Origin of the sequence: Rubrivivax albus, from assembly GCF_004016515.1 — a bacterium.
GTDB lineage: Bacteria > Pseudomonadota > Gammaproteobacteria > Burkholderiales > Burkholderiaceae_C > Rubrivivax > Rubrivivax albus.
The window spans coordinates 436160-462239 of sequence record NZ_SACT01000002.1; the positions used below are offsets into that span (position 1 = coordinate 436160).

Annotated in this window: 26 protein-coding genes; 16 read left to right on the forward strand and 10 right to left on the reverse strand. The window is 71.5% G+C overall.

The window, feature by feature from the left end; all coding sequences use genetic code 11:
- Positions 1 to 58: 58 nt before the first annotated feature.
- The 4 genes from ENE75_RS08305 to ENE75_RS08320 all read right to left on the reverse strand — a co-directional run bounded on the left by ENE75_RS08305 (position 59) and on the right by ENE75_RS08320 (position 3953).
- Complete coding sequence (locus ENE75_RS08305; RefSeq protein ID WP_233258985.1) at positions 59 to 775, reverse strand: ABC transporter ATP-binding protein; 717 nt, start codon at positions 773 to 775, stop codon at positions 59 to 61.
- A 2-nt stretch (positions 776 to 777) separates the two neighbouring features.
- A complete protein-coding gene (locus tag ENE75_RS08310; protein ID WP_128197746.1) occupies positions 778 to 1974 on the reverse strand; it encodes an ABC transporter permease in 1197 nt (398 codons plus the stop codon).
- Positions 1975 to 1986: 12 nt separating this feature from the next.
- Positions 1987 to 3126: an efflux RND transporter periplasmic adaptor subunit gene (locus ENE75_RS08315; protein WP_128197748.1), complete on the reverse strand. Its 1140-nt coding sequence runs from the start codon at positions 3124 to 3126 to the stop codon at positions 1987 to 1989.
- A gap of 71 nt (positions 3127 to 3197) precedes the next feature.
- Complete coding sequence (locus tag ENE75_RS08320) at positions 3198 to 3953, reverse strand: IclR family transcriptional regulator (protein WP_233258986.1); 756 nt, start codon at positions 3951 to 3953, stop codon at positions 3198 to 3200.
- 105 nt (positions 3954 to 4058) lie between these two features.
- Here ENE75_RS08320 and ENE75_RS08325 point away from each other — a divergent pair, with 105 nt between their 5' ends.
- From ENE75_RS08325 to ENE75_RS08380, 12 genes are all read left to right on the forward strand, one after another.
- A complete protein-coding gene (locus ENE75_RS08325) occupies positions 4059 to 5015 on the forward strand; it encodes an MBL fold metallo-hydrolase (RefSeq protein ID WP_128197753.1) in 957 nt (318 codons plus the stop codon).
- Between the two features lie 35 nt (positions 5016 to 5050).
- Positions 5051 to 5596, forward strand: coding sequence for a VOC family protein (locus ENE75_RS08330; protein WP_128197755.1), 546 nt, complete (start codon positions 5051 to 5053; stop codon positions 5594 to 5596).
- Positions 5597 to 5600: 4 nt separating this feature from the next.
- Positions 5601 to 7247, forward strand: coding sequence for an FAD-dependent oxidoreductase (locus tag ENE75_RS08335; RefSeq protein ID WP_128197757.1), 1647 nt, complete (start codon positions 5601 to 5603; stop codon positions 7245 to 7247).
- Positions 7248 to 7259: 12 nt separating this feature from the next.
- Positions 7260 to 7508, forward strand: a complete 249-nt coding sequence (locus tag ENE75_RS08340; protein ID WP_128197760.1) for a DUF2783 domain-containing protein — start codon at positions 7260 to 7262, stop codon at positions 7506 to 7508.
- On the forward strand, positions 7505 to 8791 hold the full coding sequence (gene hmgA, locus ENE75_RS08345; RefSeq protein ID WP_128197762.1) for a homogentisate 1,2-dioxygenase: 1287 nt from the start codon (positions 7505 to 7507) through the stop codon (positions 8789 to 8791). Before ENE75_RS08340 ends, hmgA begins: the two co-directional genes overlap by 4 nt.
- Positions 8788 to 10086, forward strand: coding sequence for a fumarylacetoacetase (gene fahA / locus ENE75_RS08350; RefSeq protein WP_128197764.1), 1299 nt, complete (start codon positions 8788 to 8790; stop codon positions 10084 to 10086). The genes hmgA and fahA overlap by 4 nt, the downstream gene beginning before the upstream one ends.
- Positions 10087 to 10233: 147 nt before the next feature.
- Complete coding sequence (locus ENE75_RS08355) at positions 10234 to 11166, forward strand: MBL fold metallo-hydrolase (RefSeq protein WP_375138480.1); 933 nt, start codon at positions 10234 to 10236, stop codon at positions 11164 to 11166.
- Between the two features lie 95 nt (positions 11167 to 11261).
- Positions 11262 to 11642, forward strand: a complete 381-nt coding sequence (locus tag ENE75_RS08360; protein ID WP_158288886.1) for a TlpA family protein disulfide reductase — start codon at positions 11262 to 11264, stop codon at positions 11640 to 11642.
- Between the two features lie 41 nt (positions 11643 to 11683).
- Positions 11684 to 11998: a c-type cytochrome gene (locus tag ENE75_RS08365; RefSeq protein ID WP_128197770.1), complete on the forward strand. Its 315-nt coding sequence runs from the start codon at positions 11684 to 11686 to the stop codon at positions 11996 to 11998.
- A complete protein-coding gene (locus ENE75_RS08370) occupies positions 11998 to 12366 on the forward strand; it encodes a hypothetical protein (protein WP_128197772.1) in 369 nt (122 codons plus the stop codon). The genes ENE75_RS08365 and ENE75_RS08370 overlap by 1 nt, the downstream gene beginning before the upstream one ends.
- Positions 12367 to 12429: 63 nt before the next feature.
- A complete protein-coding gene (locus ENE75_RS08375) occupies positions 12430 to 12828 on the forward strand; it encodes an ArsR/SmtB family transcription factor (protein ID WP_375138472.1) in 399 nt (132 codons plus the stop codon).
- Between the two features lie 130 nt (positions 12829 to 12958).
- A complete protein-coding gene (locus ENE75_RS08380) occupies positions 12959 to 14443 on the forward strand; it encodes an alpha/beta hydrolase family protein (protein ID WP_128197778.1) in 1485 nt (494 codons plus the stop codon).
- A 39-nt stretch (positions 14444 to 14482) separates the two neighbouring features.
- On the opposite strand, the gene ENE75_RS08385 is transcribed toward ENE75_RS08380, so the two are convergent.
- The 5 genes from ENE75_RS08385 to ENE75_RS08405 are packed head-to-tail and all read right to left on the reverse strand — an operon-like array spanning position 14483 to position 20508.
- Positions 14483 to 15028 carry a LemA family protein gene (locus tag ENE75_RS08385; protein ID WP_128197780.1) on the reverse strand — a complete coding sequence of 182 codons (546 nt, stop codon included), beginning with the start codon at positions 15026 to 15028 and terminating at the stop codon, positions 14483 to 14485.
- 10 nt (positions 15029 to 15038) lie between these two features.
- Positions 15039 to 16304, reverse strand: coding sequence for a glutamate-5-semialdehyde dehydrogenase (locus ENE75_RS08390; protein WP_128197783.1), 1266 nt, complete (start codon positions 16302 to 16304; stop codon positions 15039 to 15041).
- An 11-nt stretch (positions 16305 to 16315) separates the two neighbouring features.
- The gene (locus ENE75_RS08395) at positions 16316 to 17290 is read right to left on the reverse strand and encodes an AEC family transporter (RefSeq protein WP_128197785.1); all 975 of its coding nucleotides are present in this window, start codon (positions 17288 to 17290) and stop codon (positions 16316 to 16318) included.
- Positions 17291 to 17309: 19 nt separating this feature from the next.
- Positions 17310 to 17915, reverse strand: coding sequence for a DUF3617 domain-containing protein (locus tag ENE75_RS08400; protein WP_128197788.1), 606 nt, complete (start codon positions 17913 to 17915; stop codon positions 17310 to 17312).
- A 13-nt stretch (positions 17916 to 17928) separates the two neighbouring features.
- Positions 17929 to 20508 (reverse strand): DNA topoisomerase III, encoded by a 2580-nt coding sequence (locus ENE75_RS08405; protein WP_128198237.1) that lies wholly within the window; start codon positions 20506 to 20508, stop codon positions 17929 to 17931.
- A 179-nt stretch (positions 20509 to 20687) separates the two neighbouring features.
- Here ENE75_RS08405 and ENE75_RS08410 point away from each other — a divergent pair, with 179 nt between their 5' ends.
- The 3 genes from ENE75_RS08410 to ENE75_RS08420 are packed head-to-tail and all read left to right on the forward strand — an operon-like array spanning position 20688 to position 22533.
- Positions 20688 to 21176, forward strand: coding sequence for an SET domain-containing protein (locus ENE75_RS08410; RefSeq protein WP_128198238.1), 489 nt, complete (start codon positions 20688 to 20690; stop codon positions 21174 to 21176).
- 29 nt (positions 21177 to 21205) lie between these two features.
- Complete coding sequence (locus ENE75_RS08415) at positions 21206 to 22108, forward strand: biotin--[acetyl-CoA-carboxylase] ligase (protein ID WP_128197790.1); 903 nt, start codon at positions 21206 to 21208, stop codon at positions 22106 to 22108.
- Positions 22102 to 22533, forward strand: a complete 432-nt coding sequence (locus ENE75_RS08420) for a hypothetical protein (protein ID WP_128197793.1) — start codon at positions 22102 to 22104, stop codon at positions 22531 to 22533. Before ENE75_RS08415 ends, ENE75_RS08420 begins: the two co-directional genes overlap by 7 nt.
- On the opposite strand, the gene ENE75_RS08425 is transcribed toward ENE75_RS08420, so the two are convergent.
- A complete protein-coding gene (locus ENE75_RS08425; RefSeq protein ID WP_128197795.1) occupies positions 22517 to 24487 on the reverse strand; it encodes a S8 family serine peptidase in 1971 nt (656 codons plus the stop codon). The two genes, ENE75_RS08420 and ENE75_RS08425, sit on opposite strands and share 17 nt — an antisense overlap.
- Before the next feature lie 189 nt (positions 24488 to 24676).
- On the opposite strand from ENE75_RS08425, the gene ENE75_RS08430 reads away from it, so the two are divergent.
- A complete protein-coding gene (locus tag ENE75_RS08430) occupies positions 24677 to 26041 on the forward strand; it encodes a S8 family peptidase (protein ID WP_199232245.1) in 1365 nt (454 codons plus the stop codon).
- The last annotated feature ends 39 nt before the right edge of the window (positions 26042 to 26080 follow it).

Sequence of the window (26080 nt, forward strand, 5' to 3'; positions counted from 1 at the left end):
CCCGGGAGCGGGCGCGCGATTCTGCCCGGGCGCGAACATCCCGGCGCGGCCGTCGGCTTCAGGCGGCGGCGGTGGCGGGGTCGGCGTTGCGCTGCACGTCCACCAGCACGCCGTCCTCCAGGTGGTAGACGGTGTCGAAGCCGGCGATCATGCGGTGGTCGTGGGTGACGGTGATCACCGCCGAACCACGCTCGCGCGCGATGCGCCGCAGCAGCGCCATGACCTTGTTGCCGCGGTCGGTGTCCAGCGCGGCGGTGGGCTCGTCGGCCAGGATCAGCGGCGGCTCGTTGGCCAGCGCACGGCCGATGGCCACGCGCTGCTGTTCGCCGCCGGACAGGCGCGCCGGCAGCATGTCGGCCCGATGGTCGATCTCCAGGTAGGCCAGCAACTCGCGTGCGCGGCGGCCGGCCTCGCGCGCGCCCACGCCGTTGAGCTGCATCACCAGGGCCACGTTCTCCTGCACGGTGAGGAACGGGATCAGGTTGTGCTGCTGGAAGATGAAACCGACATGCTGGCGGCGGAAGGCACGCGCGTCGACACCGGTGGGGCCGTCGTCCCAGAGCAGCCGGTCGCGGATCACGATGCGGCCGGTCGTCGGTGGCGTGATCAGGCTGATGGCCAGCAGCAGCGTGCTCTTGCCCGAACCGCTGGGGCCCAGCAGCGCCACCAGTTCGCCGGGCTGGACGTCCAGCGAAGTCGGCTTGAGCGCCTGCACGGCCGTGGCGCCGCTGCCGAAGGTCTGGCTGACGTGGTCGACCGAAAGCACAGCACTCACGTTCACCCCCCCAGCGCCAGCTGCGGCGGCGTGCGCAGCGCATGCCAGATGGCCATGCCGCTGGCCAGCACACCGCCGGCCAGCATCACGGCGAAGGTGATGGCCGTCTCCGACGCCGCGAAGCTCAGCGTGCGCGGGAAGCCCGGCGCGATCAGGTTGCGCAGCAGCCAGGCACCGGCGAAGCTGGCCAGCGTGAGCGCCAGCGACTGCTCCAGGATCAGGCGCACGATCACGCTGTTGGGCGCGCCGATGAGCTTGAGCGTCGCGATGGACTTGATCTTTTCGATCGTCAGCACGTAGACGATGAGCGCGATGATCACGATGGAGACGATCACCAGCAGGGTGCGGAACAGGCCCAGCACGCCGGAGATGCGCTTCAGCCGCCCCTCCAGCATCAGCGTGCGCTCCTCGTCTGTGGTGTAGACGTTGACGTACAGCCAGTCACGCAGGTGCTGCGCCACGGCGGCGCGGTCGGCGCCGGGCTGCAGGCGCACGAGCACGGCGTTGATCTGCGCCGGCGCGCCGCTCACCAGGGGCAGCAGCCGCTCGGCCTGCGCGTCGCCATAACCGGCGGCAGACAGCCGCTGCAGCGTGGCGGCGCGCGACTGGTCCACCGCGCGCGGGTCCTGCTCGAACTGCACGTCCTGTGCGTCGGCCAGCGACATCCACAGCAGCGGGTTGCCCGACGCGTCCACCGCGCCGGCGCTGACGCCGACCACGGTGTAGGTGTCGCCGGAAAGCACGAAGCGATCATTCAGCGCCAGGCCGAGCTTGCGGTCGGCCACCACCTCGTAGTGCGCGGCACGGATGGTGCGGCCTTCCACCAGTCGCCCGGGCCCGCCCAGACCGCCGAAGACGTCGTAGCCGATCACGGTGAACTGCTGCTCGGCGCCGCGGCCCAGGGCGCGCTGCGCGGTGTAGAGCACCAGCGGGCTGGCCTGCGCCACGCCGGGCGTGGCGGCCACGCTCTTGAAGCTGTCCAGCGGCAGCCGCGACGGTTCGTTGAACGGGCCGCCACGCCCGCGTTCCACCACCCACAGGTCGGTGCGCAGGTTCTCGATCAGCCAGACGCCATCGGCGATGTTGCCGCGGTAGATGCCGTTCATCACCAGCACGATGGCCAGCAGCATCGACACGCCGACGATGGTGGCGACGAACTTGCCGAGGTGCCGGCGGATATCCTTGACCGCGAGGTCCATGGCCGACTTGGTCTAGTCGGCGGCGCGCACGCGCATGCCGTCGCGCACGCCGGCAGCCACCGCCACCACGGCGGTGCCGGCCGCGGGGCCGTCGGCCAGCAGCAGCTGCTCGCCGTCGGTGGTGCCGGGCTTCACCGCCACGAAGCGGGCTCGGCCGTCGGTCACCGTCAGCACGCCGGGGCGGCCGTCACGGTCGCGCAGCAGCGCGTTGGCGGGCACGCGCAGGCCGCGCTGCTCGCCGGCCATCACCGTCACCTCGGCCTGCTGGTCGATGGCGAACCGTGCCGGCAGGGTGTCGAAGGCGACGTGGGCCTCGATCTCGCGCGTGGCGGGGTCCGACTGTCGCGCGATGCGCGCCACCCGGCCGGCGTGCTCGGCGCCGGTGCGCAGGCGGATGCGCGCCGGCTGCCCCGGCTGCAGTGCCGCCAGCTGGGCCTCGTCCACGCGCATGGCCACCCAGACGCTGGCCGGGTCCACCAGGCGCAGCAGCGGCGTGCCGGCCACCACGGTGCTGCCCGGCTCCACCAGGCGCTGGATCACCAGCGCGTCCACCGGTGCACGCAGCTGCGCGAACGAGGCGGTGACGTCTGCGGCGGCCAGGTCATGTGCCGACGCGGCCAGCTCGGCCCGGCGCGCGGCCAGCGTGGCGGCGGCGCTCTGCTCGGCGGCCACGGCCGCGTCCAGCGCCGCCTGCGTGCTGTCCAGCCCGGCCGTGGAGACAAAACCCTGGGCCTGCAACGCGGCGTCGCGCTGGGCGCGGCTGCGCGCCAGCGCCAGGTCGGCCTGCGCCTTGCGCAGCGCCGCCTCGGCCGCCTCGATGTTGCGCGCCTGGGTGCCGCGCTGCGCGGCCACGGTGTCGCGGCGGGCGCGTAGGTCGCGGTCGTCCAGCGCCACCAGCAGGTCGCCGGCTTGCACGGTGTCGCCGACGTCGGCGTTCACCGCCGTGACGGTGGCCGTGAGGCGCGCCGCCAGCGTGAGCGGCACGCGGGCCTGCACGGTGCCCGGGCCCTGCACACGCACGGCCACCGTGCCTTCGGCCACAGTGGTCACGGGCACCGCCACGGCCCGGCCAAAGCGCCACCAACCCGCGCCGGCAGCCACGGCCACCACGGCCACGGTCGCCAGGGCCGCGGCCCACCGCTGTCGGTTCATCGTCTGCGCCTATACGTCTGAGGGTATGGCGCGACTCTAGGCGTGGCCGGTGCCTGCCGGCTTGATCCGCATCAATCGACGCGTGTCGCCGCGCTGCGTGCGCCCAACTGCCGGGACAGTGCCGCCGCCGCAGCCTTCAGCGCCTGCGCCGGCGGGCCGTCGGGGCGCACGTCGAAGCTGGCGCTCGGGCCGATGGCCGTCAGGCTCAGCACCAGGCGGTTGCCGGCGTCGAACACCGGTGCGGCCAGCGCCGACACGCCGGCCACCACGCCGTCGTTGGCGGTGGCGATGCCGGCATCGCGCACGGCGGCCAGGTCACGCTCGAAGGCGGCATCGAACACTGCGCCCGGGTCGCTGGCGCGGATCTCGGCGTGCGACAGCCAGGCGGCGAACAGCGTGCCCGACGCGGTGCCGCGCAGGCTCATCACCGTGCCGTGGCGCATGGCCACGTGCACCGGCAGCGGCCCGGGTTCGGTGCGCACGATGGTGGCGCCGCGCGGGCCCCAGACGGCGATGCCCACGGTCTGCCCCACCACGTCCGCCAACCCCGGCAGCTGCGCACTGGCCAGCCGCACCGGGTCGCTCTGCTGCAGGCTGATCAGGCCCAGCTGCATGGCCAGGGGCCCCAGGCCGTAGTGGCCACTCGCTTCGTCCTGCGCGATCAGGCCCAGCTTGCCGAAACTGACCAGGTAGGGGTGGGCCTTGGGTGGCGCCATGCCGGCAGCCTGGGCCAGGTCCTTCAGTGCCATGGGCCTGCCCTCGTGCACCAGGGCCAGGAGCAGCCGGCCGCCCACCTCCACGCTCTGGATCCCGCGTTGTGCTTTCATGTCCGGGTTTTCGCTGATATTGAATGCATTGGACATGATTGAACGATTGACGGAGAATCCCGTCAAGTTCAATATAGACAAACGCGTTCAACAGGAGTCTTCGCGATGACGACAAAAGCCTTCGCCAGCCAGGCCGACCTCGAGGAGAAGAAGGTCAGCTTCACCAAGCTGTCCGAGCACGCCTACGCCTACACCGCCGAGGGCGACCCGAACACCGGCATCGTGATCGGCGACGACGCGGTGATGGTCATCGACACCCAGGCCACGCCGGTGATGGCGCAGGACGTGATCCGCCGCATCCGCGAGGTCACCGACAAGCCGATCAAGTACGTGGTGCTGAGCCACTACCACGCGGTACGCGTGCTCGGCGCCAGCGCCTACCAGCCGGAGCACATCCTGGCCAGCGAGGACACGCTGAGCCTGATCAAGGAACGTGGCGAGCAGGACAAGGCCAGCGAGATCGGCCGCTTCCCGCGCCTGTTCCGCAATGTCGAGAGCGTGCCGCCGGGCCTGACCTGGCCGACGATGACCTTCACCGGGAAGATGACGCTGTGGCTGGGCCAGCTGGAAGTGCAGCTGATCCAGCTCGGCCGCGGCCACACCAAGGGCGACACCGTGGTCTGGCTGCCGCAGGAAAGAATCCTGTTCAGCGGCGACCTGGTGGAGTTCGACGCCACGCCCTATGCCGGCGACGCCTACTTCAGCGACTGGCCGCAGACGCTGGACAACATCGCCGCGCTGAAGCCCGAGAAGCTGGTGCCCGGCCGCGGCGCCGCGCTGCAGAACGCCGACGAAGTGGCCCAGGGCCTGGCCGGCACGCGCGCCTTCATTGCCGACGTCTACGCCGCCGTGAAGGCCGGCGCCGCCGCCGGCAAGGACCTGAAGGCCGTCTACCAGGAGACCATGGCCGCCGTGCGGCCCAAGTACGGCCACTGGGTGATCTTCGACCACTGCATGCCCTTCGACGTGACGCGCGCCTTTGATGAGGCCACGCAGTACCGCGACCCGCGCATCTGGACCGCCGAGCGCGACATCGAGATGTGGAAGGCCCTGGAGTCCTGATCCTGCTGCCCGCCTGAACCCGAAGGAGACCCGCCATGGCCATCGAACGCATCCACCACGTCGCCTACCGCTGCAAGGACGCCAAGCAGACCGTGGAGTGGTACGGCAAGCACCTGGGCATGGACTTCGTGCTCGCGATCGCCGAGGACAAGGTGCCGTCCACGCACGCGCCCGACCCCTACATGCACGTGTTCCTGGATGCGGGCAACGGCAACGTGCTGGCCTTCTTCGAACTGCCCAACTCGCCGGACATGGGCCGCGACGAGGCCACGCCCGAATGGGTGCAGCACCTGGCCTTCAAGGTCGGCAGCGTCGAGGAGCTGGAGGCCACCAAGGCGAAGCTGGAGGCCGCGGGCATCCCGGTGGTGGGCGTGACCGACCACACCATCTTCAAGTCGATCTACTTCTTCGATCCCAACGGCCACCGGCTGGAGCTGGCCTGCGACACGGCCACGCCGGACATGAACGCGAAGCTCGACGCGGTGAAGTGGGAGATGCTGGAAGAGTGGGCCAAGACCCGGCGCGCACCGAAGCACGCCGCGTGGATGCACGAACAAGAGTTCGCCGGCACCGGAGCCTGACGCCATGCTCTCCACCTACACCTGGCCCAAGTTTCAAGCCAGCCCGGCCCCGGAGGTCGGCGGCCCCGTGCGGCGCGTGCCGCTGGTCATCGTCGGTGCCGGCCCGGTGGGCCTGTGCGCCGGCATCGACGCGGCCCAGCGCGGCCTACAGCCCATCCTGCTGGACGACGACGACACCGTCTCCGTCGGTTCGCGCGGCGTCTGCTACGCCAAGCGCACGCTGGAGATCCTGGACCGGCTGGGCACCGGCCAGCGCGTGCTGGACAAGGGCGTCACATGGAACGTGGGCCGCACCTTCGAGGGCGAGCGCGAGGTCTTCAGTTTCGACCTGCTGCCGGAATCGGGCCACCAGCGCCCGGGCATGGTCAACCTGCAGCAGTACTACCTCGAGGAATACCTGGTCGACCGCGCGCGCGACCTGCCGGCGCTGGACCTGCGCTGGAAACACAAGGTGGTGTCGGTGGAGGCGCGCGACGACGGCGCCATCGTGCAGGTGGAGACCGCGCAGGGCCCCTACACACTGCACGCCGACTGGCTGATCGTGGCCGACGGCGCGCGCAGCCCCATCCGCCGCGCGATGGGCCTGGACATCGAGGGCCACGTCTTCCAGGACCGCTTCCTGATCGCCGACGTGGTGCTCGACGCGGAACCTTTCCCGCTGGACAAGACCGAGCGCCGCTTCTGGTTCCACCCCACGTTCTTCGCCGGCCAGAGCGCATTGATGCACCGCCAGGCCGACGACGTCTGGCGGCTGGATTTCCAGCTGGGCTGGGAAGCCGACCCCGAGGCGGAGAAGCAGCCGGAGCGCGTGGAGCCGCGCATCCGCCAGGCGCTGGACCAGCAGGGCTTCGCCCACATCGGCTTCAAGCTGGAGTGGGTGAGCGTCTACACCTTCCAGTGCCGGCGCATGACCGACTTCCGCCACGGCCGGCTGCTGTTCGTGGGCGACGCGGCGCACCAGGTGTCCCCGTTCGGCGCGCGCGGCGCCAACTCCGGCATCCAGGACACCGACAACCTGGTCTGGAAGCTGGCCGCGGTGATCCGCGGCGAGGCACCCGAGTCGCTGCTGGACAGCTACGCGTTCGAGCGCGAACTCGCGGCCGACGAGAACATCCTGAACTCCACGCGCGCCACCGACTTCATGACGCCCAAGAGCCGTGCCGCGCAGACGCTGCGCGACGCCGTGCTCAGCCTGGCCGCCACGGTGCCGGGTGTGCGTGCGCTGGTCAACAGCGGGCGGCTGTCGGTGCCCAGCACCTATGGCGATTCACCGCTGAACACACCAGACGGGGAGGCCTTCGACGGCTGGATGCAACCCGGCGCACCGATGGACGACGCGCCGGTGCAGGGCCCGCGCGGGTCGTGGCTGCTGCCGCACCTGGGCGAAGGTTTTGCCCTGCTGTACTTCGGCACGCCGGATGCCGCCATGCAGACCGCGCTGAAGGCGCTGCCGCTGGCCACCCTGCTGGTGGACGGCGAGGCCGCGGGCTTCACCACGGTGAAGGACGTCGAAGGCCTGGTGGCCCGCCGCTGCGGCCTGCCCCCGGGCGGCTGCCTGCTGGTGCGCCCCGACCAGCACGTGGCGGCGCGTTGGCGGGCCTTCGACGCCGATGCCGTGCGCAGCGCGCTGGCGCGCGCCACGGGCCACTGAGGAGCCGACACGATGAACACGACCCATCTCAACACCCGGCCCAACTTCGGCGTCCCCGGCGAGCGCTACCGCCACCCCTACATGCCGGGCGACGCCTTCTACGACCGCCTGGTCAGCGCCCACCGCGACCTCAGCGACGCGCAGAGCGAGATGCTCAACGCTCGCCTGGTGCTGCTGCTGGCCAACCACATCGGCGACCTGCGGGTGCTGGACGAGGCGATCGCGGTCGCCCGCGACGGCGTGGAACAGGTGCGCCCATGACCTTGGCCTACCTCACCGGCTTCGGCAATCAGTTCGCCACCGAAGCCGTGCCCGGTACGTTGCCGGTGGGCCGCAACAGCCCGCAGCGCGTGGCCCACGGGCTGTACGCGGAGTTGCTGTCCGGCAGCGCCTTCACCGCGCCGCGCGCCGAGAACCGCCGCACCTGGATGTACCGCCGCCAGCCCAGCGTGGTGGTCGGCGGCTACGAGGCGCTGGACCTCCCGTTCTGGCGCACCGGCGCAGCCGCGGGCGTGGACGTGCCGCCGGACCCGCTGCGCTGGCACCCGGCCGCGGCGCCCGAGGGCGAAGTCGACTTCATCGACGGCCTGCGCACGCTGGTGCTCAACGGCGATGCCGACGCGCAGACCGGGGTGGCCGCGCACGTGGTCTTCGCCAACCACTCGATGGACCGGCGCGCGCTGGTCAATGCCGACGGCGAGATGCTGGTCGTGCCGCAGAGCGGGCGTTTCACGTTCACCACCGAGCTCGGCGTGCTGCAGGCCGAACCCGGCCAGGTGGTGCTGCTGCCGCGTGGCCTGGCCTTCAAGGTGGCGGTCGACGGCCCCAGCACAGCCTACGTCTGCGAGAACCACGGCGCGCCCTTCCGCCTGCCCGAGCTCGGCCCCATCGGCAGCAACGGCCTGGCCAACCCGCGCGACTTCGAGCACCCGGTGGCCACCTTCGAGGACACGCCCGGCCCTTACGAGATCGTCAAGAAGACCGGCGGCCTGTTCTGGCGCGCCACGCAGGGCCACACGCCGTTCGACGTGGTGGCCTGGCACGGCAACCTGGCCCCCTGCCGCTACGACACGCGGCACTTCATGGTCATCGGCTCGATCAGCTTCGACCACCCGGATCCCAGCATCTTCACCGTGCTCACCAGCCCCAGCGACACGCCGGGGGTGGCCAACTGCGACTTCGTGATCTTCCCGCCGCGCTGGCTGGTGGCCGAGGACAGCTTCCGCCCGCCCTGGTACCACCGCAACGTGATGAGCGAGTTCATGGGCCTGGTCTACGGCCAGTACGACGCCAAGCCCGAGGGCTTCCGCCCCGGCGGCGCCAGCCTGCACAACAGCATGGTGCCGCATGGGCCCGACACCGAAGCGTTCACCAAGGCCAGCAGCGCGCCGCTGGCGCCGCACAAGCTCGACGCCACGCTGGCCTTCATGTTCGAGAGCCGCTGGCGCTTCAAGCCCACCGCGTGGGCCATGCGCGACGGCGCGCGCGATGCGCGGTACGCTGAGTGCTGGTCAGGACTCGCCGACAACTTCAAGCGCCCATGAACCTCACCGACGCCACCCACGACCCGAAGCTGCGCAGCTGGGTCGAATCGGCCAACGCCGCCGACACCGACTTCCCGATCCAGAACCTGCCTTACGGCCGTTTCCGCCGCGCGAAGACGGACGAGCCCTGGCGCATCGGCGTGGCCATCGGCGACCAGATCCTGGACCTCAAGCTGGCCGCCGAACAGTGCCCCTGGGGCGACGGCGTGCCCGAGCTGCTGCGCCCGCTGTCCGACGGCGACCTCAACACCTTCATGGCGCTGGGCCTGGACGCGCGCAAACGCCTGCGCGAAGCGCTGTCGACCGCGCTGGCCGAAGGTAGCGACCAGGGCCCCTTCCTGGAGCTGTGCCTGCTGCCGCAGGACCAGGCGCAGATGGCCCTGCCCTGTGCCATCGGCGACTACACCGACTTCTACACCGGCATCCACCACGCCACCGCGGTGGGCAAGCTGTTCCGGCCGGACAACCCGCTGCTGCCCAACTACAAGTGGGTGCCCATCGGCTACCACGGGCGCGTGTCGTCGATCGGCGTCAGCGGCCAGCAGGTGAAGCGCCCGATGGGCCAGACCGCGCCCGCCGCCGGCGACACCACCCCGGCCTTCGGCCCCTGCAAGCGCCTGGACTACGAACTGGAACTGGGCATCCTGGTGGGCACCGGCAACGAGCTCGGCAGCCCGAAGACCATGGAGCAGGCCGAGACCGACTGGTTCGGCCTGGTGCTGCTCAACGACTGGTCGGCGCGCGACATCCAGGCCTGGGAATACCAGCCGCTGGGCCCGTTCCTGTCGAAGAACTTCGCCACCACGATCTCGCCCTGGGTGGTCACGCGCGAGGCGCTGCTGCCCTACCGCGTGCCTTTCGCCCATCCATCTGGCGAGCCGCAGCCGCTGCCCTACCTGAACGCGGCGCTCGACGCCGCCGCCGGCGCGATGGACATCACGCTGGAGGTCTGGCTGCAGACGGCGCAGATGGGCGCGCCGCAGAAGCTGATGCAGAGCAACTTCCGCGACAGCTGGTGGACGGTGGCGCAGCTGCTGACCCACCACACCGCCGGCGGCTGCAACCTGCAGCCCGGCGACCTGCTGGGCAGCGGCACGCAGAGCGGCCCCGCGCCCGGCCAGGGCGGCTCGCTGCTGGAGCTGACGAACGGCGGCAAGGCGCCGCTGACGCTGAGTACCGGCGAGACGCGCACCTTCCTGCAGGACGGCGACACCGTGATCCTGCGTGCCGTGTGCAGCGGGCCGGGCAAGGCCCGCATCGGGCTGGGCGAGGCGCGCGGGACCATCGTCGGCTGACCGGCTGGTCGGGCCCCATGGGCCCGGCGCCGGAAGGCAGCGCGCCCGCCATGCCGGGTTCATCCCCATGACCGCGCAGGGTCGGCGCTTTAATATTCGTACATTCGAATATAGTTGCCGGACCTCGATGACGTCCCGCCCGTGATGATGCTGCGCTCCTGGCTCCTGCTCGGCGGCCTGTTCTGGGCCGTCTGCGCTGCCGCATGGGCGCAGGTGCCCAAGGCGGAGGAGGTGGTGCCGGGCGTGTGGTTCGTGCAGGGCGTGTCGGCGCTGGGCTCGGCGGCCAACCGCAACTTCATCTCCAATGCCGCCTTCGTGGTCACGAACGACGGCGTGGTGGTGATCGACGCGCTGGGCTCGCCGCCGCTGGCGCAGGAACTGCTGGCCGAGATCCGCCGTGTCACCGACAAGCCGGTGCGCCAGGTCATCGTCACCCACTACCACGCCGACCACGTCTACGGCCTGCAGACCTTCAAGGCCGCGGGTGCGGAGGTCATTGCGCACGCACGCTCGGCCGAGTACCTGCAATCCGACACCGCCCGGCTGCGCCTTGAGGCCAGCCGCGAGGACCTGTTCCCCTGGGTCGACGAGACCACACACCTGGTGCCGCCCGACCGTCGGCTCACCGGCCCGGTCACGCTGACCCTGGGTGGCCTGCGCTTCGAGATCAGCCACGCCGGCCCGGCCCACACGCCCGAGGACATCGTGGTCTGGGTGCCGGAGAAGCGCGTGCTCTTCGTCGGCGACCTGGTCTTCCGCGGCCGCATCCCGTTCGTCGGCCTGGCCGACAGCGGCGCCTGGGTGCAGGCGCTGGACCGGCTGCTGGCCTACGACGCGGCACTCATCGTGCCCGGCCACGGCGCCGTATCGGCGCAGGCCAGAGAGGACCTGCAGCTCACCCGCGACTACCTGCTGCACCTGCGCAACAGCATGGGCAAGGCCGCCGCCGACCTCGAGCCCTTCGAGGACGCCTACGCGCACACCGACTGGTCGCGTTTCGAACACCTGCCGCTGTTCCGTGCCGCCAACCGCATCAACGCCTACAACACCTACCTGCTGATGGAGCGGCAAGGGCGATGAGGCGACGTTCGCTGCTCCTCGCCTCGGCCGGCATGGCCTGCGCCGGCGGAGCCTCGGCCATCGCGCGTGGCGACATCGTCGCCTGGCCCGACGGCGTGACCCTGCTGGACGGCAACCCCTGGGCACCGAAACCGGGCCATGCCCAGATCATCGTGCGCTGGGCCACCTGGTGCGGCTTCTGCCGCCGGCACAACACGCACCTGAACGCGCTGGTGCGGTCCCTGCCCGCCGACGCGCCGCTGCAGGTGCTGGGCGTGGCCGGCGACCGCGACGCCGAGGCCGTTCGCCGCCATATGGATCGCGAAGGCTTTGCCTTTCCGGTGACACTGGACCAGGCCGGCTTCGCCACCCTGTCAGCCGCACGCCGGGTGATTCCGTTGACAATCACGGTCGACCGCCAGGGGCGGCTGCGGGAGATCATTCCCGGCGAAATGGCCGAAGCCGACGTGATGGCCCTGGCCGCCCTGGTCCGATGACGTTCTCATTCCTCAACCCCCGTTCGACAAGGAACCGATCGATGTCCCGTCTGTCTCTCGCCGTTGCCGCGCTCGCCCTGGGTGCCGCCGCCACGCCGGCCTTCGCCAACCTGGCGCTGGCGCAGAAGAACGCCTGCATGGCCTGCCATGCGGTGGACAAGAAGCTGGTCGGCCCGTCTTACGCCGACGTGGCCAAGAAGTACGCGGGCCAGAAGGACGCCGTCGACAAGCTCAAGGCCAGCATCAAGGCCGGCGGTTCTGGCAAGTGGGGCCCGGTGCCGATGCCGCCCCAGGCGCAGCTCAGCGACGCCGACCTGAACACGCTGGCCACCTGGATCCTGGGCGGCGCCAAGTGATGGCCTGGGCCCGCGCAACCTCACTGACGCGGGCCCTGGGTCGGGCCGCCGCCCTGGCGGCCCTGCCCCTGTCCGCGTTCGCGGACGCCGGCACGCCGGCGCTGTTCCACGGTGCCGACCTGAAGCTCGGCGAACAGCTGATCGTCGAGCACAAGTGCAACGCCTGCCACATCCGCCGCGTGGGCGGTGACGGCAGCGCCATCTACAAGCCGCAGGGCCGCATCAACACGCCGGGCGCCTTGCGCGGCATGGTCGACTACTGCAGCACCGAACTGAACCTGGGCCTGTTCCCCGAGGAAGTGACCGCCGTGGCCGCCGTGCTGCAGCGCGACCATTACCGGTTCAGCCCCCGTCCGCCCGCCCGCTGAACGCGGGCTTGACGGCCTGCGTTCGCGCACAACATCATCGGAGCCGAATAGATGGATATGCGCATGAAATCAGAGGCTGATGGAGCACCGGCGGTCGTCGACGAGGCGCTGGGCGAATCCGACGAGGTCTTCTCCTCGGCCGCCGAACTGTTCCGGCTGCTGTCCACGCCCATCCGGCTGAAGATCATCAGCGCGCTGTGCCAGACGGAGAAGAACGTCTCGCAGCTGCTGCACGAGATCGACACCACCCAGCCCAACATGAGCCAGCACCTGTCGACGCTGTACCGCGCCGGCGTGCTGAGCCGCCGGCGTGACGCCACGCAGATCTACTACCGCATCGGCAACGAGCGTGCGGCCACGCTGTGCCGGGCCGTGTGCATGCAGATTGCCCTGGAGGCCGACGACGACGTCGAGATGCCGGCCGCCGATCGCCTGACCCTGCAGCCCGGCGACCGCGCCTGAGCGGGCCGGGCGGCCCGCTGTCGCCTGCGCGACGCGCCGCCAGCGGGCTTTCCCGATGCTGGATCGGGCCGCGCGCCGCTAGCCTGTCGTGTCCCGGCCCGACCGGGCCCACGCAGTGCAGGAGACACCCATGACCCCGACCCCCTTGTTCCGCCCGGCCGCGCTGGCTGCGGCGGTGCTGCTGGCCGCCTGCGGTGGCAGCGACGACAACGGCCCCACCTTCGAACCCCCGCCGCCGGTGGCCGAGGAGACACGCGAGCACGACAGCCGCGTGTTCACCGCGGACGTGGCCTCCACCACCTTCGCTGCGCTGACCGTGGGCGCCGGCGACCAGACCAACGTGGCCAACACCAGCCGCTGGGCCGGCGTGATCGACGGCGCCGCCTACCGTGTGGAGGTGCCGGCCAACTGGAACGGCCGCCTCGTGATGTACGCGCACGGCTACGCGGGCAACGGCCCGGACCTGGCGGTGCAGAACCCCTCGATCCGCCGCCACCTGATCGACAACGGCTACGCCTGGGCGGCGTCGAGCTACCGGGCCAACTACTACGACGTGCGCGCCGGCGTGGAGGACACCAACGCCCTGGCGCTGGCCTTCAACCGCATCGCCGAAGCCGCCGGCCGCCCGCTGGCGGCCCCGGAGCGCATCTACATCATCGGCCACTCGATGGGCGGCCACATCGCCGGTGCCGCGGTGGAGGCCGAGACCCTGGCCACGGCCGTCAACAAGGTGGCCTACCACGGCGCCGTGCCCATGTGCGGCGTGATGGGCGACACCAAGCTCTTCGACACCTTCGCCGCCGTGCAGGTGGCTGCGCAGGTGCTGGCCGGCGTGCCCGACCACCCCACGGCCGACTGGACCAGCATCGTCGGCCCGGTGACGGCCACGCTGTTCAGCAGCTTCCCCAACCCGGCGGCACCGCAGGCACAGATCGCGCCCACCACCGCCGGCCTGCCCTTTGTGTCGGTGCTGCAGAACCTCACCGGCGGGCCGCGGCCGATGTTCGACCTCGGCCTGGCCTTCGGCGGCAGCTTCCCGTTCATGTGGGGCAACCTGGGCGGCGATGGCACGATCACCGGCATCCTGAACAAGAACGTGCTCGACACGCAGGACGTGGTCTACACCATCGACGGCCAGGCCGACGCCAGCGCGGCCCTGAACGCCGCGGCGCAGCGCCTGGTGGCCGAGGCCGACGCCAACCGCCTGCGCACCGACGGCCTGCGCTGGATCCCGCAGGTCAATGGCGAATTCAGCGTGCCGGTGGTCACCATCCACACGCTGGGTGACCTGTTCGTGCCCTTCAACATGCAGCAGGTCTATGCACAGCGCGCCGCCGCCGCTGGCAGCAGCGGCATGCTGGTGCAGCGCGCCATCCGCGGCGTGAGCCACTGCGACTTCACCATCGCCGAGCAGGTGCGTGCCTTCGAGGACATGGTGGCCTGGGAACAGGGCGGGGACAAGCCCGAGGGCGACGACATGCTCGACGCCGCCACGGTGGGCGCCAGCGACTACGGCTGCCGCTTCACCGACAACACGCTGGGCGCCGACGACAGCGGCACCACGCAGGCGCTGCGGCCCACCGCGGCTGCGCTGCGGCCCTGCCCGGCGAGCTGACCTCTGCCATGAAGTCCCGGCAGCCGAGGCTGCCGGGCGTCAGAGCCGCCCAGCGGTGCCGAACCCGAACAGCCGCGTCAGCAGCCGGGTCGGCCACTGCCGGGCGGCGTCGTTGTAGGCCTGCACCGCGTCGTTGAACAGCTGGCGCACAAAGGCCAGGCGTGGCTCGGCGTCGCGCAGGGCCTGCACGTGCGGCGCCACCGCGTCGCTGGCGCGCAGTTCGGCCTGCAGGTCCAGCAGCGCCAGCACGCGCGCACTGGCCGCGGCCATCAGCGCCTCGGCGCGCACCAGCACCTGCGCGGCGTCGGCGATGACGGGCCGGGGTCGCAGCCCATCGGCCGCCGCAGCCACCTGGGCCTGTGCCGTCAGCAGGGCGTCCAGCGCCGCGCCTTCACCGACCAGGCCGTCACGCACCGCGGCCACCAGCGGCGCCACCGCCTCGCCGCGGCGTTGCAGTGCCTCGTCCACCTGCTGCCAGGCGGCCCCCACCTTGTTGCGCAGGCCGACCAGCCGGTTGTAGGCGCCGACCATCCAGAACACCAGCACCGCGGCCACCGCGAGCGCCGCCATCTGCCCGCCGGTCATGGGCGCGCGCTCACTGGCGGATCTCGCCCTGCCCCAGCACCACCCACTTCATCGACGTGAGCCCTTCCAGCCCCACCGGGCCGCGGGCGTGGAACTTGTCGGTGCTGATGCCGATCTCGGCGCCCAGGCCGTATTCGAAGCCGTCGGCGAAGCGCGTGCTGGTGTTGACCATCACGCTGGCGGAATCCACCTCGCGCAGGAAGCGCATGGCGTTCGGGTGGTTCGTCGTCAGGATCGCGTCGGTGTGGTGCGAGCCCCAGCGGTTCACGTGCGCGATCGCCTCGTCCAGCGAGTCCACCACCTTCACGCTGATCACCGGCGCCAGGTACTCGGTGGCCCAGTCGGCCTCGGTGGCCGCCACCGCCTGCGGCAGCAGTGTGCGCGTGCGCTCGCAGCCACGCACCTCCACGCCCTTGGCAGCAAACACCGCGCCGATGCGCGGCAGGAAGGCCGCCGCCTGGGCCGCATGCACCAGCAGGCTCTCGGCGGCGTTGCAGGGGCTGTACTTCTGCGTCTTGGCGTTGTCGGTGACCTTCACCGCCAGGTCCAGGTCGACCTCGGCGTCGACGTACACGTGGCAGTTGCCGTCCAGGTGCTTGATCACCGGCACGCGGGCCTCGGCGCTGATGCGCTCGATCAGGCCCTTGCCACCGCGCGGGATGATCACGTCCACGCGCTCGGGCATCGTGATCAGCCTGCCGACGGCGGCGCGGTCGGTGGTCTGCACCAGCTGCACCGCGTCGGGCGGCAGGCCGGCATCGGCCAGCGCCGCCTGCACCAGCGCCCACAGCGCCAGGTTGCTGTGCAGGGCCTCCGAGCCGCCGCGCAGGATGCAGGCGTTGCCGCTCTTGACGGCCAGGCTGGCGGCCTCGATGGTCACGTTGGGCCGGCTCTCGTAGATCATGCCGAACACGCCCAGCGGCACCCGCATCTGGCCCACACTGATGCCGCTGGGGCGGCGCTTGACGCCGGTGATCTCGCCGATGGGGTCGGGCATGGCGGCGATCTGTTCGCAGCCTTCGGCCACCGTCTCGATGACCTTGGGCGTCAGGCGCAGGCGGTCGACCATCGGCGCGGCCAGGCCGGCGGATTCGGCGGCGGCGATGTCGCAGGCATTGGCGATGGCCAGCGCGTCGGCCGACGAGCGCAACCGCGCCGCCAGCGCCCGGAGCGCGCGGTCCTTGGAGGCCGTGGACGCGGCCGCCATGGCCGTGGAGGCAGCCCGCGCAGCGGCGCCCACGTGGGCCATGTAGGCGGCGATGTCGTCGATCTGCATGGGCGTGATTGTCACCCCAACAGCGTCAGGACCCCCAACCACGCCGACGCACTGAGCACGAACAGCAGCGTCGAGACCACAATGGCCGCCGTGGCCTCGGTGGCCCCCGTGTCGTAGCGCTGCGCGAAGATCAGCGCGTTGCTGCCGGTGGGCAGGGCGGCCATCAGCACCACCACCGCCAGCGGCAGGTCGGCCAGGCCGAAGCCCCAGTGGGCGATGGCCACCACCACGGCCGGCAGCACCACCAGCTTCAGCGCACTGAGCTGCAGCGCGCCGCGCCACTGCCCCTGCACGCCGTAGTAGGCCAGGCTCAGGCCGATCAGCACCAGGCACACCGGCACCACGGCCGAGCCCAGTGCCGCCAGCGTCTCGTCCAGCACCGCCGGCAGCGGCAGGCCGGCCAGGTTCCAGGCGATGCCGGCCACCACCGGCAGCACCACCGGGTGCACCAGGGTGTTGCGCACCGTGCTGCGCAGCGTAGCGGCGATGTCGCGCGGGCCGGGCTGGGCGCGGGCCAGGTCCATCTCCACCAGCACGGTGGGCAGCGTCAGCAGGATCAGCGCGTGCAGGCTGACCAGGGTGATGTGGATGGCCAGGCCGGGTTCGCCGAACAGCGCAGTGGCCATCGGGATGCCCAGCTGCACCGAGTTGCCGAACGACGCCGTGACCATGCGCGCCGCTGGGGCCGCCGGGGTCGTGTCCGGCTGGGCCCGGCGACGCTGCCAGACATAGACGGCCAGCGCGTACAGCACCGCCGGCACGAAGAACGCGGCGATGATGCGCCAGGGCAGCGCCGCGAAGTCCAGCCGCGCCGTGGTGCGGAACAGCAGCGCCGGCACGAAGATCGTGAACGCCGCGTTGCCCAGCACCCGCGCCGGGTCGCGCGCGTCGGCGCCGCTGTCCAGCCAGCGCAGGCGGCCGGCCACCCAGCCGACGCCGACGGTCAGGAAGATCGCCAGCAGCTTGTAGAAGACCGCGGCGGTCACCGCCGCCGCCCGGCCGGGGTCATTCCGGCTTCACGTTGCCGCAGGACGCGCCCAGCCAGCGGCCGCTGCCGTTCCAGGCCATCTGCACGCGGCCATCGGCGGCGACCTTCAGCCCCGGCATGCTGCCCATGTCGCCGGCCATGCGGCCGGTGCCCGTCCAGCGGCCGGTCCAGGCCTTGGCGCTGCCCATCGTCATCTCGCCAGCGATGTCGCCGCTGAAGCCGTCGGGGTCGTTGCAACGGCCCTTGAAGCTGACGGTGCCGCCGCTGATCTTCACCGGTTCGTAGCGGCAGTGCGGGGCGTCCTCTTGCAGGTCGGCCAGCATGCTGCGCGCATCGCTGCGGCGCTTCGCGGTCTCGGCGCTCAGGCATTCCTGCTGCGGGCCACCCATCATCGCGCCGCCCTGGGCCTTCATCATCTGCTCGGCCATCGCGCGCTGGTCCGGCGGCAGGTCCTTCAGCGCCGCGGCCATCGCGTTGTTCATCGCCGCGGACAGGTCCTGGCCGTTGACGGTGAGCTTGAACTGTGTTTCCCACAGGCCGGGGGCCGGGGCCGGATTCAGGGTCTGCGCCGCGGCCGTGGAGGCCAGCAGCGCCGCGGTCAGGGAAAGGGCAAGTGTCTTCATGGCGGCGATTCTGTCAGGCGGCCTTCTTCGCCGCGACCTTCTTTGCGGGGGTCTTGCCGGCCGGCCGCGCCGCGCGCGGCTCGAACTCGAAGCTGACCTTGCCCTCCTTCGGGTCCCAGGCCATGAAGGCCTTGAACTTGCGCTTGGTCCGGTTGGAGACGAAACCGTCGAGCAGCGACGTCTTGCCCGTGGTCAGCAGCTTGCCGAGCTCGTCGTGCGAGATCGGCTGCTGCAGGATGATCTTGCCGGTCTTGAAGTCGCAGGTCTGCTTCGGGCCCACGGCGTGTTCGCAGACGTAGTTGGTGCCGTGTTCGTAGACGTGGCCCCGGCACTTGGGGCAGGGCCCCAGGCTGGCCTGGCCGCTGAAGTCCACCGGCTCGCCGTCGGCTTCCGCCTGCTTGGCGTCGTCGCCGAAGTCGAACTCCAGCTTCCAGTTGTCGATCGCCTCGTCCATGACCAGCTTGAGCTCGGCCGTGAACGGCCAGCCGGCCTTGGAGCGGAACCCTTCCAGCGGCCCGACCTTCTTGTCGCGCAGCAGAGCCTCGGCCTCGGCCACCTCGAAGGCACGGCCACCGGGGATCTTGGGGATGCTGAACTCGCAGGCCGTGCACGCGAAGCGCCGGTAGTTCTCCTTGACCACGCCGCCACAGTGCGGGCAGGGCGTGGCCAGCGTCGCGTAGTCGCCGGGGATGGTGTCGCGGTCGTACTCCTTGGCCTTCTTGACGATGCGCTCGGCCATCCTGGCGATGTCGGCCATGAAGGTTTCGCGGGCCAGCTTGCCGTGCTCCATCTCGGCCAGGCGGTGCTCCCAGGCGCCGGTGAGCTCGGGCTTGGTCAGGTCCTCCACACCCAGGCCGCGCAGCAGCGTCATCAGCTGGAAGGCCTTGGCCGTGGGCACCAGCTCGCGGCCCTCGCGCAGCATGTACTTCTCGGCGATCAGGCCCTCGATGGTCTGCGCCCGCGTGGCCGGCGTGCCCAGGCCCTTCTCGCGCATGGCCTCGCGCAGCTCGTCGTCGTCGATCAGCTTGCCCGCGCCTTCCATCGCGCTGAGCAGCGTGGCCTCGGTGTAGCGCGCCGGCGGCTTGGTCTGCAGCGCCTTGACGTCCACGGCCTCGGTGCGCACCACCTCGCCGGCGGCCACCGGCACCAGGTTGGCGTCCTCGTCCTGGGCCTCCTTGCCGTAGACCGCCAGCCAGCCCGGGTTCACCAGCACCTTGCCGTTGGTCTGGAAGTGGTGGGTGGCACCGGCCGCGGCCACCTTGCTGATGCGCGTGGTGACCAGGAACTCCGCGCTCGGGTAGAACACCGCCAGGAAGCGCTTGACCACCATGTCGTAGAGCTTGAGCTCCAGCTCGCTGAGCGACTTCGGCGCCTGCAGCGTGGGGATGATGGCAAAGTGGTCCGAGACCTTGGCGTTGTCGAACACGCGCTTGCTCGGCTTCACGTAGCCCTCGTTGAGCGCCTTGCGGGCGTGCAGCGCGATCTCCCGCATCGGCCCGGGCAGATCCTCGTCGGCCAGCATGCCGATGGTCTGCTTGACCGTGCCCAGGTAGTCCTCGGGCAGGGCGCGCGAGTCGGTTCGTGGGTAGGTCAGCACCTTGTGCTTCTCGTACAGCGCCTGCGCGATGCTCAGCGTGGTCTTGGCACTGAAGCCGAAGCGCGAGTTGGCCTCGCGCTGCAGCGTCGTCAGGTCGTACAGCAGCGGGCTGGCCTGGGTGCTGGGCTTGGCCTCCTCGGTCACGTGCGCCGGCTGCGTGCGGCAGGCCTGGGCGATGGCCTGCGCATCCGCGGCCGTCCACAGGCGGTCGGCGCGCTTCTCCGGGTCGTTGGCGTCCTTCTTCCACGCCGGGTCGAACCATTTGCCCTCGTACTCGCCGGCCTGCGCGGCGAAGCTGGCGCGCAGCTCCCAGTAGTCGCGTGCCACGTGCTTGCGGATCTTCTCCTCGCGCTCGACGACGATGCTCAGCGTGGGCGTCTGCACGCGGCCGACGGTGGTCAGGAAGAAGCCGCCGTCACGCGAGTTGAAGGCCGTCATCGCGCGCGTGCCGTTGATGCCCACCAGCCAGTCGGCCTCGCTGCGGCTGCGCGCCGCGTCGGCCAGGCCGCGCATCTGCTCGTCGCTGCGCAGCTGGGCAAACCCGTCACGGATGGCCTGCGGCGTCATGCTCTGCAGCCACAGCCGTTTCACCGGCTTGCCCAGGGTGCCCTTGGCGCCGGCGGCGTACTGCTCGATCAGGCGGAAGATCAGCTCGCCCTCGCGCCCGGCGTCGCAGGCGTTGATGAGCTCGTCGACGTCCTTGCGCTTGCACAGCTTGACCACGGCGTTCAGCCGCGACTTGGCCTTGTCGATAGGGGCGAGGTCGAAGTGCGGCGGCACCACCGGCAGATGGGCGAAGCTCCACTTGCCGCGCTTGACGTCGTAGGCCTCCGGGGCCTTGATCTCCACCAGGTGGCCCACGGCCGACGTGACCACGTAGCGGTCGTTCTCGAAATGTTCGGCGTGCTTCTCGAACTTGCCGGCCACCGGTGTCAGCGCGCGCACGATGTCCTGCGCCACGCTCGGCTTCTCCGCAATGATGATCGCCTTGCCCATGCGTTCCTGGTCCTCGGGTTCCTGCCGGGTCCGTGCCCGGTCCATGCCTACAATGCCGTCGCTCTCGCGCGCACGCACACGCGCGCGCGCCCACCAATTCAATGTACCGAATGACGAAGACCGCGCAAGCCACCAGCGGAAATCGGGCCTCCCGCCGTGCGCCGAAGCCGGCCGCCACGATGCCGCAACCGGTGCCGCGGTCGGTGCCGCGGTCAGGTGGGCGGCGCATCCAGGTGCGCCGCTCCGGCGTGCACGGCAAGGGTGTCTACGCGGTGCAGCCCATCGCCGCCGGGCAGCGCATCATCGAGTACACCGGCGAAGTCATCTCCTGGCCCGAGGCGCAGCGCCGCCACCCGCACGACCCGGCGGACCCGAACCACACCTTCTACTTCCACGTCGACGACACGCGGGTCATCGACGCCAAGTACGGCGGCAACGCCGCGCGCTGGATCAACCACGCCTGCGCGCCGAACTGCGAGTCGGAAGTGGCCGACGACGGCCGTGTCTACATCAAGGCGCTGCGTGACCTGCACCCGGGCGAGGAGCTGTTCTACGACTACGGCCTGGTGATCGACGAGCGCTACACGCCCAAGCTCAAGCGCGAATACGCCTGCCGCTGCGGCAGCCCGGATTGCCGCGGCACCATGCTCGCGCCCAAGCGGCGTTGAGCCACGGATCAGCGCACCTGCCACGCTCGATGACGGAGTCGCCACCGCCGCCACCGCACCTGGACTGGCAGGCCGACGCCCTGTGGCAGAGGCTGCATCCGCTGCTGCCAGGCCTGAACGTGGAGGTGCTGGCCCGCGTGGGGTCCACCAACGCCACGCTGCTGGCGCGTGCACGCGGCGAGCCCGACAGCACCGGCGCGGCCGACGGCACGCCGCGCCTGGGGCGCCGCCAGGCCGACCTGCAGCCGGCCCTGCTGGTGGCCGAACACCAGACCGCGGGCCGCGGGCGTCAGGGCAAGGGCTGGCAGTCGGCGGCGGGGGCGTCGCTGACGTTTTCGCTGGCGCTGCCGCTGGCGCCGGCCCATGGCTGGTCCGGGCTGTCGCTGGCCGTGGGCTGCGCGTTGGCCGACGCGCTGGACCCGGCCGATGACCCGGCCGCCCACGGCGCGCCGGCGCTGATGCTGAAGTGGCCCAACGACCTCTGGCTGCGCGACGACGACGCGCCGGGTGGTGGCCGCAAGCTCGGCGGCATCCTGATCGAGACCACGCCGGTGGGGACGCAGCGCATGGTCGTGATCGGCATGGGCCTGAACGTGCATGTGCCGGCCGCACCCGAGCCGGCGCAACTGGCCAGCGGCCTGGGCTGTGTCGACGAACTCGACCCGGCCGCCACGCCACCGGCGGTGCTGGCCCGCGTGGCGCCGCCGCTGGTGCAGGCGCTGCGCCGGTTCGAGGCCGGTGGGTTCGCCCCGTTCGCCGCCGCGTTCGCGCGCCGCGACCTGCTGGCCGGCCGGCCGCTGCGCACCCAGGGGGCGGTGGTGCTCGAAGGCACCGGTGCCGGTGTCGATGCCCAGGGCGTGCTTCAGCTGCGCATGGCTGATGGCCGCCTGCACGGCGTGGGCAGCGGCGAAGTCAGCGTGCGGCCATGCTGAGAGCGCTGTTGGTGCTGCTGCTGGCCGCCAACGCGTTCTGGTGGGCGGCGACGCACGGCTGGCTGCCGATGGCCTGGCTGCCCTTCCCCGACCCCGACGCCCAGCGTGAGCCGCAGCGGCTGCAGCAGCAGATCCGGCCGGAGGCGATCACCGTGCTGCCGGCCAAGGCGCCCGGCAACACACCGGCCGCGGCACCGCGAGCGACGGCCTGCCTGGAAGCCACCGGGCTGCCTGACGCCGCAGCCCGGTCGGCCGCGGAAGGCCTGCTGCGCAGCGCCGGCATCGACGCGGCGCGCTGGACGTGGCCGGACGGGGAAGGTGGCGCCACGCTGCGCGTACCGGGCCTCGCCAGCGATGAGCAGGAGGCCCTGCGCGCCGCCGCAGCGCTGGCGGCCAGCGCGCCAGTGTTCAGCCCCTGCCGTTGACGCGCCGCAGCGCCCAGGCGGCACCGGCCAGAGCCAGCAGCCACAGCGGCTGCACGGCACCACCGCCGGACGAACCACCGGTGCTCGGCGGCGTCGGCGTCGACGTGCCGGGCGCCGCCGCCACCGTCACCGTGGTCTGTGCCACGGCCGTGGCGCCCTGGTCGTCGGTGACGGTGAGTGCCACGGTGACGCTGCCGGCGCCGGTGGGCAGCAGGCTGGCCTGGGCCGCATTGGCCGCGCCGCTGAAGCCGGCGACGATGCCGCCGCCATCGACGATGCGCCAGGCGTAGCCGGCCACGGTGCGCCCCACGGCCACCAGGCTGGTGGCACCGTCGAGCTCGAGCAGCGCGTCGGCGGTGGGCGAGGCCGTGCGCACGGCGATGCGGGCGAAGGCACCATCGGCGGCCGCCACCGCGGCCGCGGCGTCGAGCATCCCGGTGCCGCACAGGCCCACCTGGCAGTAGCACTGCAGCTGTTCGGCCGTGCTCGGCGCCACGCAGGCGGGCACGGGGTCGCTGCTCAGCGGCTCGTTGGTGGCGCCGTCCTGCGGGAACGGGCGCGCCGTGGTCTGCAGCACCTGCTTCACCTCGGCAGGCGTCAGCGCCGGGCGCTGGGCCATCACCAGCGCGGCGGCGCCGGCGACGATGGGCGACGCGAAGCTGGTGCCCACGCCGTAGTCGACGCTGTCGGTCCAGGTGGAGGCCACGGGCCGCTGCAGGCCGGTGTTGGTGCCGGCCAGGATGGGGTAGGTGCAGGGCTGCAGGTTGTTGTCGAAGACGCAATTGCCACCGGGCGCGCTGAGCGCGATCTCGGGCCCCAGGTCGCTGAAACCCACCTTGCTGCCGGCATGGCGCAGGCCGCCGATGCCGATCACGCCCGGGCAGTTTGCCGGCGTGCCTACGGCCTTGCCGACGTCGTTGCCCGCGGCGGCGACCACCACGGCGCCGGCGGCGTTGATGCGCTGCACCGCGTCCACGTAGGCAGCGGTGCAGGCTCCCGACCCGCCCAGGCTCATGTTCAGCACCTGCGCCGGGTTGGCGTTGACGACGCCGGCCACCCGCTCGAGGCCGGCCGCCCAGAGCATGCCGGCAATGATGTCGGAGTCGTAGCCGCCGCACTTGCCCAGCACGCGCACCGGCACGATGCGTGCGCCCGGCGCCGCGCCGGCCATGCCGTTGTCGTCGTTGCTCAGCGCGGCGGCGATGGTGGACACCTGCGTGCCGTGCCAGGAACTGATGCCCTCCGGGCAGCCGGCCAGCGGCCCGCTGCGGCTCTCCGCGGCCGTGACCCAGTCGCCCGGGTCGGTGGCGTCGGTGTCGGCACCGTCGCCGTCGTTGGCCGTGGCGATTTCGTCGATGGTGTCGATGCCCGGCAGCAGGCGCCCCTGAAGATCAGGGTGTTCCGGTCGCACACCGGTGTCGATGACGGCGATGACCACGCCGTTGCCGGTGCTGCGGTCCCAGGCCGCCTCCAGGTTGGCGGCCGAGCGCACGTTGGCGTCCGGCGCGCGCAGGTACCACTGGCCGGCGTCCGGCCCCTGCGGGCGCGAACCGTCGCTCACCGCCGGGTACAGCGGGTCGTTGGGTGCCGCCAGCGCGCGGCGGCGAAGATCGGGCGCGGCCCAGGCGACGTCCGGGTGCGTGGCCAGGCGGACGGCCAGCGCGGCGCTGTCCAGGCCGTCGGCCTGCACCACCTGCCAGCGTTCGGCCACGCGGCGGCCGGCACGCAGCGGGCGGCCGGCCACGGCGGCCAGCGCGTCGGCGCGCCGCTGCAGGCGCTCGGCCGTGTGCGCCGCGGTGTCGGACGCGAGTGCCCGGGCGGAACCCTGCAATGCGGCGGCACCCGGCTTGAAGGCGACGATCACGCGGGCGGTGTCGGCTCCCGAGGCGGTGGCGCCCCAGCACAGCAGGGGCGCGGCCAGGGCCGAGGCGATGGTCAGACGGATGCAACGCATGGCCAAGTGTAGGAGGGACGCCGGCGTGAGTGGCAACCGGAGGTGACCTGCGTTCGTCGGCCAGTCGAGCGTCGGCACGCCCCGACACGCAGGTCGCGAGCCCGCCCCGGGGGCACCGGTTTAGGGGTGGTCGCGTCACGATGCCGCCTTCATCATCCGCGCGCCGTCATTTCTTACTGGAGTGTCCCCGTGAACCTTCGTACCTCGTTGACCCTGCTGGCTGCAGCGGCCGCTGCCCTGATCGGGTCCGCCCAGGCCCAGGGCCGGCCCGACCTTGTGGCCCAGTCTCTGGCCGCCGGTGCCGCCCACGTGCCGGGCGAACTGCTGGTGCAGTACCGCGCCGGCGTGACCCCGGCGTCGCGCACCCGCCCGTTGACCGGCATCTACGCCGCCGACGTGGTGCAGACGCTGCGCGCCGGCGCCCAGCGCCGTGACGGCCGCGGTGACCTCGTGCGGGTGCGGTTCAGCCGCACGATCGACATCGCGGCGGCCATGCGGGCGCTGCAGGCCGACCCCGCGGTGGACTTCGCCGAGCCGAACTGGCTCTACACCACCCAGGATGTCTCCGACGACCCGTACTACACCAGCGGCCAGCTCTGGGGCATGCAGGGCGCGGGCACCACACCGGCCAACCCCTACGGCAGCGGTGCCGCCGCGGCCTGGGAAGCCGGCAAGACCTGCAGCAGCGACGTCGTCGTCGGCATCATCGACGAAGGCATGCACGTGCGCCACCAGGACCTGCGCGCCAACATCCTGGCGGTGCCGGGCGAGATCGCCGGCAACGGCATCGACGACGACGGCAACGGCTACATCGACGACGTCAACGGCTGGGACTTCTTCAACAACGACGCCAGCGTCTTCGACGGCCGCACCGACGACCACGGCACCCACGTCGCCGGCACGGTGGGCGCCAGCGGCGGCAACGCGAAGGGCGTGGCCGGCGTGTGCTGGAACGTCAAGCTGGTCAACGCCAAGTTCCTGGAGGGCAGCGGCAGCACGGCCGACGCGATCCTGGCCGTGGACTACATGACCGACCTGAAGACCCGCCACGGCCTGAACCTGGTGGCCACCAACAACAGCTGGGGCGGCGGCGGCTTTTCGCAGGGCCTGAAGGACGCGATCGACCGCGCCGGCGCGGCCGATATCCTGTTCGTGGCCGCGGCCGGCAACGGCAGCGCGAACATGGAGGTCTCGAACTCCTACCCCGCCGGCTACGACAGCGACAACATCATCTCGGTGGCCAACATCACGTCCACCGGTGCCCTGTCGAGCAGCTCGAACTACGGCGCCACGCGGGTGGACCTGGGCGCCCCGGGCACCGGCATCTGGTCCACGCTGCCAGGGCGGTTCAAGTTCCAGTCCAAGTACGGCTCGTACTCCGGCACGTCTATGGCGTCGCCGCACGTGGCCGGCGCAGTGGCACTGTACAAGTCGCTGAACCCGAACGCCACCGGCGCGCAGATCAAGGCGGCGATCCTGGCCGCGACGATCCCCACGCCGTCGCTGGCCGGCAAGACCGTGACCGGCGGTCGGCTGGACGTGAGCGGCTTCTGACCCTGCGGCCTGCACCATGAACAACGGGGCCCGCGGGCC

Coding starts and splice junctions, on each gene's coding strand:
- ENE75_RS08420 (WP_128197793.1), top strand. CDS start 22,102: ATGCTGAGAGCGCTGTTGGTGCTGCTGCTGGCCGCCAACGCGTTCTGG.
- ENE75_RS08385 (WP_128197780.1), bottom strand. CDS start 15,028: ATGACCGGCGGGCAGATGGCGGCGCTCGCGGTGGCCGCGGTGCTGGTG.
- ENE75_RS08330 (WP_128197755.1), top strand. CDS start 5,051: ATGGCCATCGAACGCATCCACCACGTCGCCTACCGCTGCAAGGACGCC.
- ENE75_RS08415 (WP_128197790.1), top strand. CDS start 21,206: ATGACGGAGTCGCCACCGCCGCCACCGCACCTGGACTGGCAGGCCGAC.
- ENE75_RS08410 (WP_128198238.1), top strand. CDS start 20,688: ATGCCGCAACCGGTGCCGCGGTCGGTGCCGCGGTCAGGTGGGCGGCGC.
- ENE75_RS08335 (WP_128197757.1), top strand. CDS start 5,601: ATGCTCTCCACCTACACCTGGCCCAAGTTTCAAGCCAGCCCGGCCCCG.
- fahA (WP_128197764.1), top strand. CDS start 8,788: ATGAACCTCACCGACGCCACCCACGACCCGAAGCTGCGCAGCTGGGTC.
- ENE75_RS08370 (WP_128197772.1), top strand. CDS start 11,998: ATGGCCTGGGCCCGCGCAACCTCACTGACGCGGGCCCTGGGTCGGGCC.
- ENE75_RS08365 (WP_128197770.1), top strand. CDS start 11,684: ATGTCCCGTCTGTCTCTCGCCGTTGCCGCGCTCGCCCTGGGTGCCGCC.
- ENE75_RS08375 (WP_375138472.1), top strand. CDS start 12,430: ATGAAATCAGAGGCTGATGGAGCACCGGCGGTCGTCGACGAGGCGCTG.
- ENE75_RS08405 (WP_128198237.1), bottom strand. CDS start 20,508: ATGGGCAAGGCGATCATCATTGCGGAGAAGCCGAGCGTGGCGCAGGAC.
- ENE75_RS08320 (WP_233258986.1), bottom strand. CDS start 3,953: ATGAAAGCACAACGCGGGATCCAGAGCGTGGAGGTGGGCGGCCGGCTG.
- ENE75_RS08425 (WP_128197795.1), bottom strand. CDS start 24,487: ATGCGTTGCATCCGTCTGACCATCGCCTCGGCCCTGGCCGCGCCCCTG.
- ENE75_RS08400 (WP_128197788.1), bottom strand. CDS start 17,915: ATGAAGACACTTGCCCTTTCCCTGACCGCGGCGCTGCTGGCCTCCACG.
- hmgA (WP_128197762.1), top strand. CDS start 7,505: ATGACCTTGGCCTACCTCACCGGCTTCGGCAATCAGTTCGCCACCGAA.
- ENE75_RS08355 (WP_375138480.1), top strand. CDS start 10,234: ATGCTGCGCTCCTGGCTCCTGCTCGGCGGCCTGTTCTGGGCCGTCTGC.
- ENE75_RS08340 (WP_128197760.1), top strand. CDS start 7,260: ATGAACACGACCCATCTCAACACCCGGCCCAACTTCGGCGTCCCCGGC.
- ENE75_RS08315 (WP_128197748.1), bottom strand. CDS start 3,126: ATGAACCGACAGCGGTGGGCCGCGGCCCTGGCGACCGTGGCCGTGGTG.
- ENE75_RS08310 (WP_128197746.1), bottom strand. CDS start 1,974: ATGGACCTCGCGGTCAAGGATATCCGCCGGCACCTCGGCAAGTTCGTC.
- ENE75_RS08325 (WP_128197753.1), top strand. CDS start 4,059: ATGACGACAAAAGCCTTCGCCAGCCAGGCCGACCTCGAGGAGAAGAAG.
- ENE75_RS08380 (WP_128197778.1), top strand. CDS start 12,959: ATGACCCCGACCCCCTTGTTCCGCCCGGCCGCGCTGGCTGCGGCGGTG.
- ENE75_RS08390 (WP_128197783.1), bottom strand. CDS start 16,304: ATGCAGATCGACGACATCGCCGCCTACATGGCCCACGTGGGCGCCGCT.